This window comes from Salinicola acroporae, assembly GCF_003206615.1.
In the GTDB taxonomy this organism is placed as follows: domain Bacteria; phylum Pseudomonadota; class Gammaproteobacteria; order Pseudomonadales; family Halomonadaceae; genus Salinicola; species Salinicola acroporae.
The window spans coordinates 436,331-451,438 of the sequence record NZ_PZJW01000004.1; the positions used below are offsets into that span (position 1 = coordinate 436,331).

A 15,108-nucleotide genomic window follows, 5' to 3' on the forward strand; every position below is an offset into this window, starting at 1 on the left:
ATGAGATCTGCCATGACTCTGCTATCGTCCGTGACCGGCCGTCTGACGGCGGCCGCACTATCGCTTGCTGTCGCACTGCCCGCCGTGGCTCAGGAAACGCCACAATCCGGCGGTGTCGCCAACGTTGCCATTCAGCCGGAGCCTCCGGGGCTGATGCTGCCGCTGGTGCAGAATGCCCCGACCCAGCGGGTGGCCGGGAATATCTTCGAAGGGTTGCTGCGTTACGACGCCGACCTCAAGCCGATGCCCCAACTGGCGACTTCCTGGGAGATCAGTGACGACGGCCTGGCCTACACCTTCCATCTGCATCCCGACGTGATCTGGCATGACGGCGAGGCGTTCTCCGCCGCCGACGTGGTGTTCTCCGCCGATGTCTTCCTGCGCGAGACCAACCCGCGAACCCGGGCGATTCTCGACCACGTGGCCAGCATCGAGGCGCCGGACGACGAGACGGTGGTCTTCACGCTCAAGCAGCCATTCCCGGCCTTCATCCAGGCCTTCGAGGTCGGCACCCTGCCGATCGTGCCGAAGCATCTCTATGAAGGCACCGACTTCTACCACAATCCGGCCAACAACCACCCGATCGGCACCGGCCCGTTCGAGTTTGCCAAATGGGATCGCGGCTCGGTGATCGAGCTGGACAAGAACCCGGACTACTACGAAGCGGGCAAGCCCTATCTCGACAAGATCTACTGGCACGTGATCCCGGATGCGGCTTCCCGGGCAGCGGCCTACGAGAACGGAACCCTGAACATCATGCCCGCCGGATCGGTGGAGAACTTCGATATCCCGCGTCTTGCCGAGATGGACGGAAGCTGCATGACGGAAGCGGGCAACGAGTACTTCAACCCGTTCGCCATGCTGTGGCTCAACAACCGTGAAGGACCGACCGCCGACAAGCGCTTCCGCCAGGCGGTGATGTACGCCCTCGATCGCGATTTCGCCAGGAACGTGCTCTGGAATGGGCTGGGCAAGGTGCCCAACGGCCCGTTCAGTTCGACCCTGGCTGCCCATGACGACGATCTCCAACCGTACCCCTACGATCCGGACAAGGCAGAGGAACTGCTCGACGAGATGGGTTACGACGGCGAACCGGTACGCCTGTTGCCGCTGCCCTACGGCGAGACCTGGACCCGCTGGGCGGAAGCCGTGCGCCAGAACCTCGAGGACGTGGGTATCAACATCGAAACCGAATCCTCGGACGTGGCGGGCTGGAACCAGAAGATCAGCGACTGGGACTACGATATCGCCTTCACCTACCTGTTCCAGTATGGCGACCCGTCGCTAGGGATCGCGCGGACCTACGTCTCCAGCAATATCGCCAAGGGCTCGCCGTGGAACAACGTCGAGGGCTACGAGAACCCCGAGATCGACAAGCTGTTCGCCGATGCCGCGGTGGAGAACGACGCCGACAAACGCCAGGCGATGTACGACCAGATTCAACAGACGCTGCACGACGACGTGCCGCTGGCGTGGATCATGGAACTGGCGCAGCCGACGATCTACCGCTGCAGCGTGCATGACCTGATCACCACCGGTATCGGTCTCAACGATGGGTTCAAGAACGCCTGGATCGAGCAGTAGACGACCCCGGTTTCGGTAGCAAGCGTCGGTGGCCTGCGGGTGGCCGACGCTCGACGAGGACAGAACCATGGCTTATGTCTCTCTGATCCTGGGTCGCGTCGGCAAGGCCGTCATCGTGCTATTGGCGATCCTGGTATTCAATTTCTTCCTGATTCACGCCGCCCCCGGCGATCCCGCGGCCGTCATGGCGGGCGAGGCCGGGGCCACCGACCAGCAGTTCCTCGACGATCTGCGCGAACGCTTCGGGCTCGACCAGCCACTGCCGGTGCAGCTCTGGCGCTACATGAGTGGGGTGCTGCAGCTCGACTTCGGCTACTCCTATCGCCAGCAGATGCCGGTGCTCGATCTGATCCTGGACCGACTGCCGGCGACGCTACTGCTGACCGGCGCGGCGTTCTGTATCTCGCTGCTGTTCGGGATCATCGCGGGGACGCTGGCCGCCATGCGTGCCAAACGGCCATCCGGGTCGATCATCATGGGGCTGGCGCTGCTGTTCTATGCCACGCCGCTTTACTGGGTGGCGATGATGGCGGTGCTGGTCTTTTCGGTGACGCTCGACTGGCTGCCCGCCTACGGCTACTCGACGGTCGGCGCCGGCTACACTGGCCTGGCTCACGCCGGCGACGTCGCGGTTCATCTGATTCTGCCGGCGCTGACCCTGGGGCTGTTCTTCATGGCGGTCTATACCCGCATGACGCGCACCTCGATGCTGAGCGTGTCACAGCAGGATTTCGTCAAGACGGCGCGTGCCAAGGGGCTGGCGCCGGGGGTGATCCAGCGTCGTCATATTCTGCGCAACGCGCTGCTGCCGATCATCACCCTGGCCGGGCTGCAGGCCGGGCAGATGGTGGGCGGGGCGGTGCTGACCGAGACCGTGTTCGCCTGGCCCGGCATCGGCCGGCTGATGTACGAGGCGTTGATGCAGCGGGACTACAACCTGCTGCTGGGCATCTTCTTCTTCTGCGCGCTGCTGGTGATCCTGTTCAACATGCTTACCGACGTGATCTATCGGCTCGCCGATCCGCGTATCAAGCAAGGCGCTACCTGAATGCCTGCGCGGACGAATTGCTTTGCTATGGCCGCCGTCCTGGCGGCCACCGAAGGCCAGCCTGCGGCTGTTCCATTTCGCTCCCGGCGAAATGGTGCGCGGTGCTCTAGCGCAATCCTAACAGCCAGTTATGTCTTGCTCTCTGCGCGCCGAGCGCCTCGCGCTTCATTCCGCTCGGCGATCCAGGCAACTCTTTCTTTGGGGGCCGCATGAATTTCTTCAAACGCTTTGCCCAGAATCGCGGCGCCCTGGTGGGGCTGGTGATTCTCGGTCTGGTGGTGGTGCTGGCCTTGCTGGCGCCATTGCTCTATCCCGATTCTCCCTGGCGCATGGTGCAGCGGCCGTTTCTGGCACCGGGTGAAGTCTCCGGTTTCTGGCTGGGGACCGATGTCATGGGGCGCGACGTCGCCGCGGGGCTGGCTCACGGCGCCTGGGTATCGCTGCTGATCGGGCTGATCTCCACCGTGGTGGCGCTCGCCATCGGGGTGCCCCTCGGGGCGCTGGCGGGTTATTTCGGCGGCAAGATCGACGACGCCCTGATGCGCTTCACCGAGTTCTTCCAGACCATTCCCAACTTCGCGCTGGCGATCGTGCTGGTGGCGATCATGGAGCCGAGCACGTTCTCGATCGTGCTGGCCATCGCCATCGTCAGCTGGCCGCCGGTGGCGCGCCTGGTGCGCGGTGAATTTCTCTCGATCAAGCATCGTGAGTACGTCGAGGCGGCGCGCCTGGTCGGCCAGACCCACCGAGACATCATCATCAAGCAGATCCTGCCCAATACGCTATCGCCGGTGATCGTGCTGGCCTCGCTGATGGTGGCCACGGCGATTCTGCTGGAATCCTCGCTCTCCTTTCTCGGCCTCGGCGACCCGGACACCATGTCCTGGGGCTACATGATCGGTGCCGCGCGGACGGTCATGCGCCAGGCCTGGTGGCTGTCGGTCATTCCGGGGGTGGCGATCCTGCTCACGGTGCTGGCGCTCAATCTGGTCGGCGAAGGGCTGGATGATGCACTCAACCCGCAGCTCGCCAGAGCACGCTAGGAGACCGACCATGAGTGAACCCATACAAGAGTCCGGCGCGCCCCTGCTACGTATCGAGCGCCTGGCGTTGGCTCTGCCGGAGGGCGCCGACCGGCTCTATGCCGTCGATAACGTCAGCTACGACCTGACGGCGGGCGAGATCCTGTGCGTGGTCGGCGAATCCGGTTCCGGCAAGTCGATGACGGCCAATGCGCTCATGGGGTTGTTGCCGACCGGCGTCCATGTCGCCAAGGGGCGGGCGCTGTTCGACGGCCAGGACGTGCTGGCGATGGATGAAATCAGCCACCGTGCCCTGCGCGGGCGGCGTATCGGCATGATCTTCCAGGAGCCGATGACGGCGCTCAATCCGCTGATGCGGGTCGGCGAGCAGATCGCCGAGGTGTTCGAGGCACACGGTCTGTTGACCCCGCGGGCGCGCAAGGAGAAGGCGCTGGCGCTGCTCGAGGAGGTCCGCCTGCCCGATCCGGCGTCGGCGCTGCGCGCCTATCCCTTCGAGCTTTCCGGTGGCCAGCGGCAGCGGGTGATGATCGCCATGGCGCTGGCCCTCGAGCCGGAACTGCTGATTGCCGACGAGCCGACCACGGCGCTGGATGTGACCACCCAGGCGCAGATTCTGCATCTGGTGAAGGATCTGCAGGCGCGGCGTGGCATGGCGGTGATGTTCATCACCCACGACTTCGGCGTGGTCGCCGAGATCGCCGATCGCGTCTGCGTCATGCGTGAAGGAAAGATCGTCGAGATGGGGGAGGCCCGCGAGGTGCTCGACCATCCCCGGCATGACTACACCCGTGCGCTGATCGACGCCATCCCCGCCGATGTCGTGGCGGCGGTAGGAAGACCCGCCGATGTCCTGGCGGCGGTAGAAAGACCCGCCGATGTCCTGGCGGCGGTAGAAAGACCGGGGGATGCCATCCCGCCACAGCGGGACGACAAGGATTCGTCACCGCTGCTGTCGATCAGCGGGCTCGACAAGGTCTATCGATCCAGCGGCGGCTGGTTCCAGCCCAAGCGTGAAGTCGTCGCGCTCGACGGCATCGGCTTCTCGCTCGGCAAGGGCGAGACGCTGGGGATCGTCGGCGAGTCGGGTTCCGGGAAGTCGACACTGGGGCGCTGCATCGTGGGTCTGAACCGGCCGGACAACGGCGAGATTCGTCTCGACGGGGTGGATCTGAGCGCGTTGGAGGGTCGCGAGCTGCGAGCGCATCGCCGTCGCATCCAGATGGTCTTCCAGGACCCCTATGCGTCACTCAACCCGCGCATCCGTGTCGGCATGGCCATCGCCCAGGGGCCGATCGCCAACGGCGTGCCCAAGGCCGAGGCGCTGGCACAGGCGCAGGCGCTGCTGGCAACGGTGGGGCTCGATGGTGGCGCCGCCGAGCGCTATCCCCACGAGTTCTCCGGCGGCCAGCGTCAGCGTATCGGCATCGCCCGAGCGCTAGCGCTGAACCCCGAGCTGATCGTGGCCGACGAGGCCGTCTCGGCGCTGGACGTCTCGATCCAGGCGCAGGTGCTGACGCTGCTCGATGACCTGAAACAAAAGCTCGATCTCTCGCTGCTGTTCATCACCCATGACCTGCGGGTGGCGGCCCAGATCTGCGATCGCCTGATCGTGATGCAGAAGGGGCGTATCGTCGAGCACGGCATCGCCAGGGAGATCTTTCTCTCACCGCAGCACCCCTATACTCGCGAGTTGCTGGAAGCGATACCGGGACGCCGCGATGCGCCGGAGCCGGCGACGGCGGCGGCCGGAGTGCTCTAAGAGGATGTTTACAAGTTCGGCGAGCGAAGGCCAGGCCGGGACGCGTAGTTAAGGCGAAATCGGCCGAAAAAAGTCCGGGCTGGTGTTCCAGCTTACGTGGGATAAATGAGTCATTTGACCGGGCTCGCGTACGATGTCGATTTCAACGCCGTATTGCCGAGCGCAGGCATTTTGTAAACACCCTCTAAACCGATCAACGACAAATGGAACGCATGACGACCATGGAAACCGAACGCCACGGGCAGACATCCGGACCAGGCGCCGGTGCACCCACCGTACAGGGCGTGCTGTTGGGCTCACCCGAGATCATGACGACCTACATCGCCGCCTTCGAGCAGGTGGCGCCGCAGTTTCGTCTGGCGCTGCCGGACGCCATCACCGATCCCGAAAGCGTGACCTTTGCGCTGGCCTGGGACCCGGGACCCGAGGATTTCCGGCCCTACCCCCATCTGTGCCTGGTGTCGTCGATCGCCGCCGGCGTCAACGGGATTCTCCAAAGCCCCAGCCTGCCGAGTGACGTGCCGCTGATGCGTATTGCCGGTGAGTCCCAGGCCCAGATGATGGCGGGGTTCGTGACCTGGCACGTGCTGTGGCATCACCGCCGCTTCGGCGACTATCTGAACCATCAGCGTCAACGCCACTGGCAGCGTCTGCCGAAGCGCGACGCCGCTGACGTGCGGGTGGGGCTACTGGGGGCGGGCAGGATGGGCGGGGCGGTGGCGCGCTCACTGGTGGCGCTGGACTACGACGTGGCGATCTACTCGCGCAGCGGGCGCAATCTGCCGGCCGGCGTCGAGGGATTCAGCGGTGAGGCCGGGCTCGAGCGGCTCGCCGCGCGCAGCGACATCCTGATCAACCTGCTGCCACTGACCCCGCAGACCCGGGGCATCCTCGACGCCGCGCTGTTTGCCAGGATGCCCCAGGGCGCTGCACTGATCCACGTCGGGCGCGGTGAGCATCTCATCGAGGCCGATCTGCTAGCGGCGCTGGCGAGCGGCCAGCTTGCGGCTGCTTCGCTGGATGTCTTCGCGATCGAGCCGCTGCCGCGGGATCACCCGTTCTGGCGACACGAACAGATCGTGATCACGCCCCACGATGCCTGCGATTCGACGCCGAACCAGGTAGCTCACGAGGTGGCGGAGGCCATGCAGCGCCTGGACGACGGTCTGCTGCCAGCGAGCGTGGTGGATCGAGAGGCAGGGTATTGAGCTCGAGGTGATTCAACCCGAGATGGACGGCGGCAAAGGAAACGCTGAATAAATCGCCGAACGAGATGAAGGGCAAGGCGCCCGGAACGCAGACTCGAAGCAACGCGTCACGCGAGATATAACCTGGGGTTAGGCGAGATTTCGATCGGGCTGGCGTTCCAGCACCGCGTGACGCAGCCATGCGCTGGGGACGCCGAGTCCGTGCAGGCATTTGTTCAGCGTTTCCCAAACAAGGACAACTCATGAAGACCTTCTTCCACGACGATCAACTGCTGCATCAACCGCAGACCTATTTTTCCCGCGGCAAGATGCGCAAGCCCCAGGAGGTTCGCGACCGCGCCGAGCATCTGCTGGCCGCAGCCAAGCGGCTCGGTTTCGAGGTCCTGGCGCCGACCGACCAGGGTGTCGGCCCACTGCGCGCCGTGCACTCGCTGCCCTACCTGCGCTTTCTCGAGAGCGCTCACCGCCGCTGGCACGAGCTGGGCGAGGACTGGGGCGAAGAGGTGATCTCCAATGTGTTCGTGCGCTCGCCCAACGCCTTGCGCGGCATTCTTGCCGAAGCGGCGCGTTACCTGGCCGATGGTAGCGCGCCGGTGGGCCGGCACACCTGGCAGGCGGCCTACTGGGCGGCCCAGAGCGCGGTGGCGGGTGCCGACGCCTTGCTCGCCGGCGAGCGCTTCGCCTATACGCTGTCGCGCCCGCCGGGCCACCACTCGGGGATCGATTCCGCCGGTGGCTTCTGCTTTCTCAACAACGCGGCGATCGCGGCGCAGCATCTGACCTCGCGCTATCCCCGCGTCGTCGTGCTCGATACCGACATGCACCACGGCCAGGGCGTGCAGGAGATCTTCTACGAGCGCGACGACGTGATGTATATCTCGATCCACGGCGATACCACCAATTTCTATCCGGCGGTCTGTGGCTTCGAGGATGAGCGCGGGCGCGGCGCGGGGCTTGGTTACAACCTCAATCTGCCGATGCCCCACGGCTCTCCGGAATCGGTCTTCTTCGCTCGGTTGGCGGAGGCCTGCCAGGCGATTCGCCTGTTCGAACCCGACGCGCTCGTACTGGCGCTGGGCTTCGATATCCACGAGAAGGACCCCCAGGCCAAGGTGGCGGTCTCCACGCCGGGATTCGGCAGACTCGGCCGCGACATCGCCGATCTCGATCTGCCCACGCTGGTGGTGCAGGAGGGCGGCTACTACCTGGAAGGGCTCGAAGAGAACGCGGTGCGCTTCTTCGAGGGGCTGCTGGAGCGCTAATCTTTATCATCGTGTCTTCGATAGCGAAATATATCGACTTCCCATGCGTGAAAGCGGGTAGTCGTTTCGAGACTCATCCCAGCTTTACGCGCAACGCTTGCCGAGGCTGGGTGACTGCTCGCGACGATAGCGATGATCGAGTCTAGGCAGCAGTTGTTTATACCCTGCTTCACTGTCGCACAGGCGGCCTCCGTAGCGAGCCCTTTGCCCCATGCGGAGGGCGTTAGTCGATAACCGAGTTCAATTTCTTCCTTACCTGCGAGGTCGATTGGACTCAGTCCACAGAACCCGATGAGCGCACCGTCAGCGCTTTGTTCCACGGCCCACATTCCGAACTGGCGCTCCCGGTACAAAGAGTGGTTGGCCTCGATGAATGCGCTAGTTTGATCGTTGGTAAGGGGACCTCTCATCGAGAAGTGCATGACTTCTCTGTCAGCCAATACTTTCGCCAACTCGGCGTGGTCGCTATACGCGAGCTCGCGAAGTCGAAGCCTCGAGGTTTCTGCAACGACACGCTGCTGATATGAATCGAGAGTCACAGATTCTGCACCCGGAAGTCCCTTGATCGATCGACTTCGTCGCCGGCGACCATGAAACGGCCATGACCGCGGTAGTGGAGCGTGCGGGGAAGCTCGATCGAGCTGTCGACATGGGCCTTGACGATCTCCCAGATGAACAGCTCGTGGCGATCGATCTGGCTGTCGTCGACCAGACGGCATTCGAAGCTGGCGTAACACTCGGCGACCAGCGGTGCCGAGACGATCTCCCCTTCCTCCGGAGTCAGACCGAAGGCATCGAACTTGTCGATCGCGTCGCCGTCACTGTTGCCGACACCGACCACCGCGTCGACGAGCTCGAGCGTCGGCACGTTGATCGTGCATTCGCGGCTTTCGCGCACCAGACGATGGCTGTGGTTGCCGGCGGTAATCAGGCAGCCGAAATGTGCCGGGGCGAAGCCGAGCATCATGTGCCAGCCCATCACCATCAGGTTGCGTTCGCCCCGCCAGTGGGAGCCAACCAGCACGATGGGCCCCGTTTCCAGATGGCAGCGGCATTGGTCCAGCGGAAAACCGGTCTTCGACGGTCTCAAGCCAGGTACCTCTCGGCCGATACTATGGCCCTAGCATAGACCACCGCCATCGATGACTCGCATACCGGTTATCGACGCCTTCAATTTTTCGTCACAGTCGTGTGGTTATATCCTCCGTGTCATTCCCCCCGATACCCCCCATTCAAGGAGAAGCAGCGTGAAGATTTCCGGGCGCATCAAGGCGTTGATCGTTATGGCCGTCGTCATCTACGTGCTTGCGCACGTGGTGCGCGCCATGGGGATGATGCTGCTGCGTTCGAGTCCGCTGCTGCCGGCATCGCGGCGCTCATCGGCGTTACCAGCACGAACGCCGCGTCTCGAGCAAGACGATGCCGAATCCTTGAAGCACTGCACGCGCTGCTGACGATCGTCGAGTTGTCGGCATGAAAAATCCTGGCTGATGGCCAGGATTTTTTTGCGCTGGTGATGAACGCGGTTATGGCCTGGCGGCGAGCCAGCCATCGACGAGATCGCGGTTGGCGGCGATCCACTGCGCCGCGCCCTTGTCCGGGTCGCCCGTGTTCTCGATTTCCAGCATCAACTGTGGCAGCTGTCCCGGTGTCATGTGCCAGGCATCCAGCATCGCCTTGAGCCCGGGGTTGTCATCGCCGAAACCGTGGTGCGATACCCACTTGATCTGCTCGCCGGCGCTGAAGGTCTTCTTCGGATCGTCGAGAATCTTGAGGTCATACTCGGCAAACGCCCAATGCGGCTGCCACAGGGTCGCGACGATCGGCTTCTTCTCTCGATAGGCCTGCTTGAGTTGCGCCATCATTGCCGACTCGCTGCTGCTGAGCTGGCGAAACGGCAGATCGTACGCATCGATCGCCGTGTCGGCTTCATCGGCGATGGTGGCACCGGGCTCGATACCGAAGATCGTCGGCTCGCCCTGGTAGTCGAACGCCGTGGCATGATTTGCGAGATCGGCCACGGAGTCGATGTCATCCATGTAGGCGGGCACGACAAGCGCATCCAGCGCGTCGTCATACCAGGTGGCGTTAAGATCGATGCGGTCACTGTAGGGGTCGACGTAGGCGTGGTCGCTGGGGAGCCACACTTCGAGCGAGATATCGATGTCGCCCTCGGCCAGGCCGCCGAAGAGGATCGGCTTCGAGACTTCGTTGAGGGTGACGTCGTAGCCCTTCTCGCCAAGCAGCTGCTGCCACATATGCGAGACGGCAATGTTTTCGGCCCAATTGTTGGTGCCGATGGTGACTGACTTGTCCGCCGCGCTCGCGGGGGCGATGCCGACCACAGCGAGGCCCGCGGTAGCCAGCAGCATTTTCAGGGAAGACATGGGTTATCCTTCTGAGAGTGTTGACGTTCCACACGCATATCCAAAGTTGTTGTTGTCGCTTGGATGCCGCGCTCTTAATGTATATACATTATCGACGCATGAGATTCTACCCGGAATGGGGCCAGTACGGATTCCGATGGCGTGCCACTGGCAGGTCGCAAGGGCCATGGTTGCCGGGCGGCCAGGGGCGATCGAGGAGCGGCGCGATGTCCAGCATGGATGACGAGCAATACGGGTGGGGTATCCATCGGCGCCAGGACATGGCCGCCGTTGCCTGGAAAAACGGTGGGGGAATCACGCGCGAAGTCGCGCGTGATCTAGGCGGCCTTCCGCCGGGCTGGCGGATCTCGGTCGCCGATCTGGAGCGTTGCGGCGCGTTTTCCCATTTCGGCGGCTACCGACGCCATTTCGGCGTGCTCGGGGCGAATCCCGTCGTGCTGTCCTTCCGTGATCGACGGATCACGCTCGCCACCGGCGACGTGGTGGTGTTCGACGGTGACGAGCCGGTTGAGTGCGAACTCCCCGACGGCCCGAGCCGGGCCTTGAACCTGATGTTCGATCCCATCCGATGGCAGGGGTCTCTTGCCCCTTGCCGGTCGGGGGCTTGGCCACCGCATCTAGCCGATGAGACGCTCGCGGAGCGCTGGTTCGTGCTGGCGCAAGGGCGGTTGGATTTCGGCGTATCATTGCGGGACCAGGAAGCCATTGGGCCTGGCGATGCGCTGCGCTACCCTGCCGAGCATGGCGCAAGGGCAGGGGGGCCACGCCTTTGCCCGGCCGACGATGGCGAGCACGGCGTCATCGGTTTTGATATCCAACTGAAAAGACGCTTGCTGGCGCCGGATGGCGCAAGTGTCCAGCAGCGGTCCTAGTGGTCGGTTAGGGAAACGTTGAATAAATCGCCGAACGAGATGAAGGGCAAGGCGCACGGCACGCAGAGACCGGGACATGACATGGGGTTAGGCGAGTTCTCGGGTACCGCGCAACGCAGCCATTCGCTCGTGTAGGCATCTATGCAGTGGTTCCTTAGGATTCCCGGCACAGACTCTTGCCTACAACAAGGAGCAGGCGTGAATCGGCAGCCCCCACGCTATCAGGTCATCAAGCAGTATCTACTCGAGCACATTCAGTGCGGCGATTTCCCGGTGGATCACCAGATACCGCCGGAGGAGACGCTGGCGACCACCTTCGGGGTCAGTCGGATGACGGCCAACAAGGCGATTCGCGATCTGGTCCAGGAGGGATATCTTTGGCGCCAGTCGGGCATCGGCACCTTCGTCGCCGATCGTCGCTCCGAGTCACCGCTGGTGGAAATCAACAACATCGCCGACGAGGTCAGAGGGCGCGGGCACACCTACGCCAACCGGGTGATCGTGCGTGAGGCGGTGGTCGCGGACGACGAGATCGCCATGCGCATGGGCGTCAAGGTTGGCAGCCAGCTGTTCCATTCCCGCTTGGTGCACCTGGAAGACGGCATGCCGATCCAACTGGAGATCCGTTACGTCAATCCCCGCTGGGTGCCGGGATACCTGGACGCCGATTTCGAGCGCCAGACACCCAACGAGATTCTGGTGGCAGCCTGTCCGATCAGCGACATGGAGCATATCGTCGAGGCCTTGCCAGCGGATGCTCTCGCCTCCCGGTTTCTCGAACTGGAGATCGGCACGCCTTGCCTGAGCGTGCGTCGTCGCACCTGGTCGAAGGACCGCCTGATCAGCTATGCACATCTGCTGCACCCCGGCGACCGCTACAAGCTGCGTTCGATGGCGCATACGAGCGGCCGCTGAGCCTGGCTCCCCGTCCAGGCGACGCTCGACACCGCGAGTGTTGCTGACGAGGGTGTTGGCATCGCGTCGTCTAGGCGGCGATCGCCGCCACCATGAGTGCCGCGGGTAGCGCCAGAACAAGGCTTAGTAATGTACGAATCAGCCAGATCACCACGATTTGCCCGACCGACAGCGGTATGCGGGTCGACAGAATGCAGGGTATCGATGCCGAGAAGAACAGAATCGAGGATACCGATACCACGCCGGCGGTGAATCGGGCCGGCAGCGAGGCGTCGGCTGTCAGCAAGGCCGGCAGAAACATCTCGGCCAGCCCGGAAGCCACCGCCTGGGAGAGCTGGCGTGCCTCATCGATACCGAACAGGGAGATCACGGGGTAGAAGATCATCCCCACCCACTCGAACACCGGCGTGTACTTGGCAAGCAGTAGACCCAGCAGCCCCACCGACAGGATCGAAGGCAGGATGCTGATGGTCATCAGCAGGCCTTCCTTCAGGTTGGTGACGACACTGCTGCCGAGTCTTGGCGCGCGTTCGGCGGCCATCAGGCTTTCGTGCCAGGCCCGGCGCAGGCGCTGGCCGCGTGGGACCTCGGCTTCGCCATCCGCCTTGCGGTCGTCCATCCTGGCCAACGGCGGCAGGCGGACGCTGATGGCGCTGACGATAAAGGTGATCAGCAGTGTCAGCCAGAAGTAGAGATTCCACATCGCCATCAGGTCCAGCGTCTTGGCCACGATGATCATGAACGTGGCCGACACCGTCGAGAAACCGGTGGCGATGATTGCCGCCTCGCGGGCGGAGTAGCGACCCGCCAGATAGACGCGGTTGGTAATGAGCAGCCCGATCGAGTAGCTGCCGACGAAGGAGGCCACGGCGTCGATCGCCGAGCGCCCGGGCGTGCGCCAGATCGGGCGCATCAACGGTTGGCACAGTACGCCCACGCCCTCCATCAGCCCGTAGTTGATCAGCAGCGCCAGGAAGATCGCGCCCACCGGCACGATCAGCCCGACCGAGATGACGAGCTTGTCGAACAGAAACGGCAGCATGTCCGGTTCGAAAAGTGCCGCCGGTCCCCAGCCGCTGAAGGCCATGATCGCCACGAATGCACCGATGACCTTGAATAGGGTCAGCACGGTTTCGGTGCGACTGGCCCGCCATCGTCCGGTCCACAAGGGGTAGAGGGCGCCGGCCAGGACGAGCACCAGGGCATAGAGGGTCACGCCACTGCCCATCAGTGCACGCAGACCGGTGACAAGGTGGTCGAGCAGAATGGTGCGCCGGTCATCGATCGAGAGGGGGACGAAAAATACCAGAATGCCCAGTGCGCTGGGGATGATGAGTTTGAACAGCTGGGTCGGCGACGGCCTGGACGCCTGTTCGGACTCGACCGGGGGCGATGGCGGCATGGGAGGCTCCTGAAAATGTTGTTGGTTGTTGTCTTCGGCCATGGCGTTCAGTCACGACGTTGCAGTGTCTTCAAGACATCGCGCAGCTCCCTTCGATTGTCTTCGTCCCGCGCGTGATGACCGTCTTCGATCTGCCACACGCCGGCCACCATGACGTCTCGAATCTGGGCCTGGCTCCCGGCGAAGATCCAGCGACCCATCCGCGACGTGTCGCTGGCGCTCGCCAGATAGGGATCGTCGCCATCCAGCACGATCCAGTCGGCGCGCTTGCCGGGTGCCAGTGCACCAATCGGCTGGCCCGAGGCCTGGGCGCCGCCGGCGGCCGCCTGGGTGTAGAGCCACTCCGCGACGCTGCGCTGCTGTGGACTCTGCAGCACGTTGCGCCGCTGCGTTGTCAGTCGTTGCCCGTATTCCAGCAGCCGCAACTCCTCGACGACGTTCAGGGAGACATGGCTATCGGATCCAATGCCCCAGCGACCCTGGCGGGCGGCATACTTTTCGCCGGGGAAGAGGCCGTCGCCGAGATTGGCCTCGGTGGTCGGGCAGAGCCCGGCAATGGCGCCGCTGACCGCCAGATCGTCGATTTCGCCGTCATCGAGGTGGGTGGCATGAACCAGGCACCAGCGCGCGTCGATCTCGACGTTGTCCAGCAGCCACCGCACCGGTCGCTGGCCGGACCAGGCCAGGCTGGCCTGGACCTCCTTCTGCTGTTCGGCGACATGAATATGCCGTGGGCCGGCCGGATTGGCGGCGAGTACCTCGGCGATCTCCTCGGGAGTGACCGCCCGCAAGGAGTGCAGGGCCATGCCGATCGTATGGCACGGATCGGCCTGGCAGCGACTTTGCAGCTCATCCAACTGGCGCAGATAGGCGTCGACGCCATGAACGAAGCGCCGCTGGCCCTGGGTCGGTGGCGCGCCGCCGAAATCGCTGTGGGCGTAGAGCACCGGCAGCAGTGTCATGGCGATACCGCTGCTGGCCGCCGCTTCCCGCAGCGCTTCCGACATTGCCAGCGGGTCTGCGTAGGGTTCCCCGGACGGTGAGTGGTGCAGGTAGTGGAATTCGCTGACCTGGGTATAGCCGCCCTTGAGCATCTCGACGTAGAGCGCGCGAGCGATGACCGCCACCTCGTCGGGTGTCAACCGGTCGACCAGCGCATACATGTGGTCGCGCCAACTCCAGAAGCTGTCGGGCATCGCCGAACCCACCTCCGCCAGACCGGCCATGGCGCGTTGAAAGGCGTGTGAGTGAAGGTTCGGCATGCCCGGCAGCACCGGTCCTCTCAGCCGTTCGGCACCCTCGTCGGTGGCATCGCTGGTGACACCCTCGATGATCCCCTGGTCGTCAACGTGCAGGCGGACGTTGCGATGCCATCCGCCAGGCAGAAGCGCGGCGGTGGCGAAGTAGGTTCTGGACACGATTGGCGATCCTTGGTATCGGATTTTGTATATACATATAGCGTGCTTGCCGTGGCAGTTCAAGACAGCATCTTTCATGCCTCGTTTCAGTGCGAAATGCCCATAGGTGCACCGAATTTGGGATTCTTTGGTGCTAGCGGCTGAGGTTATAGCGATCAGTGAATTTTCGTTTGACAGCAAAATGTATATACATATTCAATGACGCCATCC

The 15,108-nt window shown here is 63.5% G+C and carries 14 protein-coding genes; 9 read left to right on the top strand and 5 right to left on the bottom strand.

Annotated elements, in window-relative coordinates:
- The first annotated feature begins 12 nt into the window (after nucleotides 1–12).
- The 6 genes from DOM54_RS07505 to DOM54_RS07530 all read left to right on the top strand — a co-directional run bounded on the left by DOM54_RS07505 (nucleotide 13) and on the right by DOM54_RS07530 (nucleotide 7,904).
- Entirely contained in the window at nucleotides 13–1,584 is a 1,572-nt protein-coding gene (locus tag DOM54_RS07505; protein WP_110715723.1) for an ABC transporter substrate-binding protein, read from the top strand.
- Between the two features lie 67 nt (nucleotides 1,585–1,651).
- Nucleotides 1,652–2,632 (top strand): ABC transporter permease, encoded by a 981-nt coding sequence (locus DOM54_RS07510; protein WP_110715724.1) that lies wholly within the window; start codon nucleotides 1,652–1,654, stop codon nucleotides 2,630–2,632.
- 209 nt (nucleotides 2,633–2,841) lie between these two features.
- Nucleotides 2,842–3,675, top strand: coding sequence for an ABC transporter permease (locus tag DOM54_RS07515; RefSeq protein WP_110715725.1), 834 nt, complete (start codon nucleotides 2,842–2,844; stop codon nucleotides 3,673–3,675).
- Nucleotides 3,676–3,685: 10 nt separating this feature from the next.
- Nucleotides 3,686–5,434, top strand: a complete 1,749-nt coding sequence (locus DOM54_RS07520; RefSeq protein WP_110715726.1) for an ABC transporter ATP-binding protein — start codon at nucleotides 3,686–3,688, stop codon at nucleotides 5,432–5,434.
- Nucleotides 5,435–5,646: 212 nt separating this feature from the next.
- Complete coding sequence (locus DOM54_RS07525) at nucleotides 5,647–6,642, top strand: 2-hydroxyacid dehydrogenase (RefSeq protein WP_240613808.1); 996 nt, start codon at nucleotides 5,647–5,649, stop codon at nucleotides 6,640–6,642.
- A gap of 242 nt (nucleotides 6,643–6,884) precedes the next feature.
- A complete protein-coding gene (locus DOM54_RS07530; protein WP_110715727.1) occupies nucleotides 6,885–7,904 on the top strand; it encodes a histone deacetylase family protein in 1,020 nt (339 codons plus the stop codon).
- Here the strand turns inward: DOM54_RS07530 and DOM54_RS20595 are convergent.
- Together DOM54_RS20595 and DOM54_RS07540 are read right to left on the bottom strand one after the other, a co-directional pair.
- Nucleotides 7,901–8,443 carry a GNAT family N-acetyltransferase gene (locus DOM54_RS20595; protein WP_162619786.1) on the bottom strand — a complete coding sequence of 181 codons (543 nt, stop codon included), beginning with the start codon at nucleotides 8,441–8,443 and terminating at the stop codon, nucleotides 7,901–7,903. The genes DOM54_RS07530 and DOM54_RS20595 overlap by 4 nt on opposite strands.
- Nucleotides 8,440–8,994 carry a flavin reductase family protein gene (locus tag DOM54_RS07540; protein ID WP_110715729.1) on the bottom strand — a complete coding sequence of 185 codons (555 nt, stop codon included), beginning with the start codon at nucleotides 8,992–8,994 and terminating at the stop codon, nucleotides 8,440–8,442. The genes DOM54_RS20595 and DOM54_RS07540 overlap by 4 nt, the downstream gene beginning before the upstream one ends.
- 157 nt (nucleotides 8,995–9,151) lie before the next feature.
- Here DOM54_RS07540 and DOM54_RS07545 point away from each other — a divergent pair, with 157 nt between their 5' ends.
- Complete coding sequence (locus DOM54_RS07545) at nucleotides 9,152–9,358, top strand: hypothetical protein (RefSeq protein ID WP_110715730.1); 207 nt, start codon at nucleotides 9,152–9,154, stop codon at nucleotides 9,356–9,358.
- Nucleotides 9,359–9,430: 72 nt separating this feature from the next.
- Here the strand turns inward: DOM54_RS07545 and DOM54_RS07550 are convergent, their stop codons facing one another.
- A complete protein-coding gene (locus DOM54_RS07550) occupies nucleotides 9,431–10,291 on the bottom strand; it encodes a glycine betaine ABC transporter substrate-binding protein (protein ID WP_110715731.1) in 861 nt (286 codons plus the stop codon).
- Between the two features lie 206 nt (nucleotides 10,292–10,497).
- Between DOM54_RS07550 and DOM54_RS07555 the strand changes: the two genes are divergently transcribed.
- Both DOM54_RS07555 and hutC read left to right on the top strand, forming a co-directional pair.
- Nucleotides 10,498–11,163 (top strand): HutD/Ves family protein, encoded by a 666-nt coding sequence (locus DOM54_RS07555; protein ID WP_162619787.1) that lies wholly within the window; start codon nucleotides 10,498–10,500, stop codon nucleotides 11,161–11,163.
- A gap of 198 nt (nucleotides 11,164–11,361) precedes the next feature.
- Complete coding sequence (hutC, locus tag DOM54_RS07560; protein WP_110715733.1) at nucleotides 11,362–12,078, top strand: histidine utilization repressor; 717 nt, start codon at nucleotides 11,362–11,364, stop codon at nucleotides 12,076–12,078.
- A 70-nt stretch (nucleotides 12,079–12,148) separates the two neighbouring features.
- Here the strand turns inward: hutC and DOM54_RS07565 are convergent, their stop codons facing one another.
- Nucleotides 12,149–13,480, bottom strand: a complete 1,332-nt coding sequence (locus tag DOM54_RS07565; RefSeq protein WP_110715734.1) for a YjiH family protein — start codon at nucleotides 13,478–13,480, stop codon at nucleotides 12,149–12,151.
- Nucleotides 13,481–13,527: 47 nt separating this feature from the next.
- On the bottom strand, nucleotides 13,528–14,898 hold the full coding sequence (locus tag DOM54_RS07570) for a formimidoylglutamate deiminase (protein ID WP_240613809.1): 1,371 nt from the start codon (nucleotides 14,896–14,898) through the stop codon (nucleotides 13,528–13,530).
- Nucleotides 14,899–15,108 lie beyond the last annotated feature (210 nt).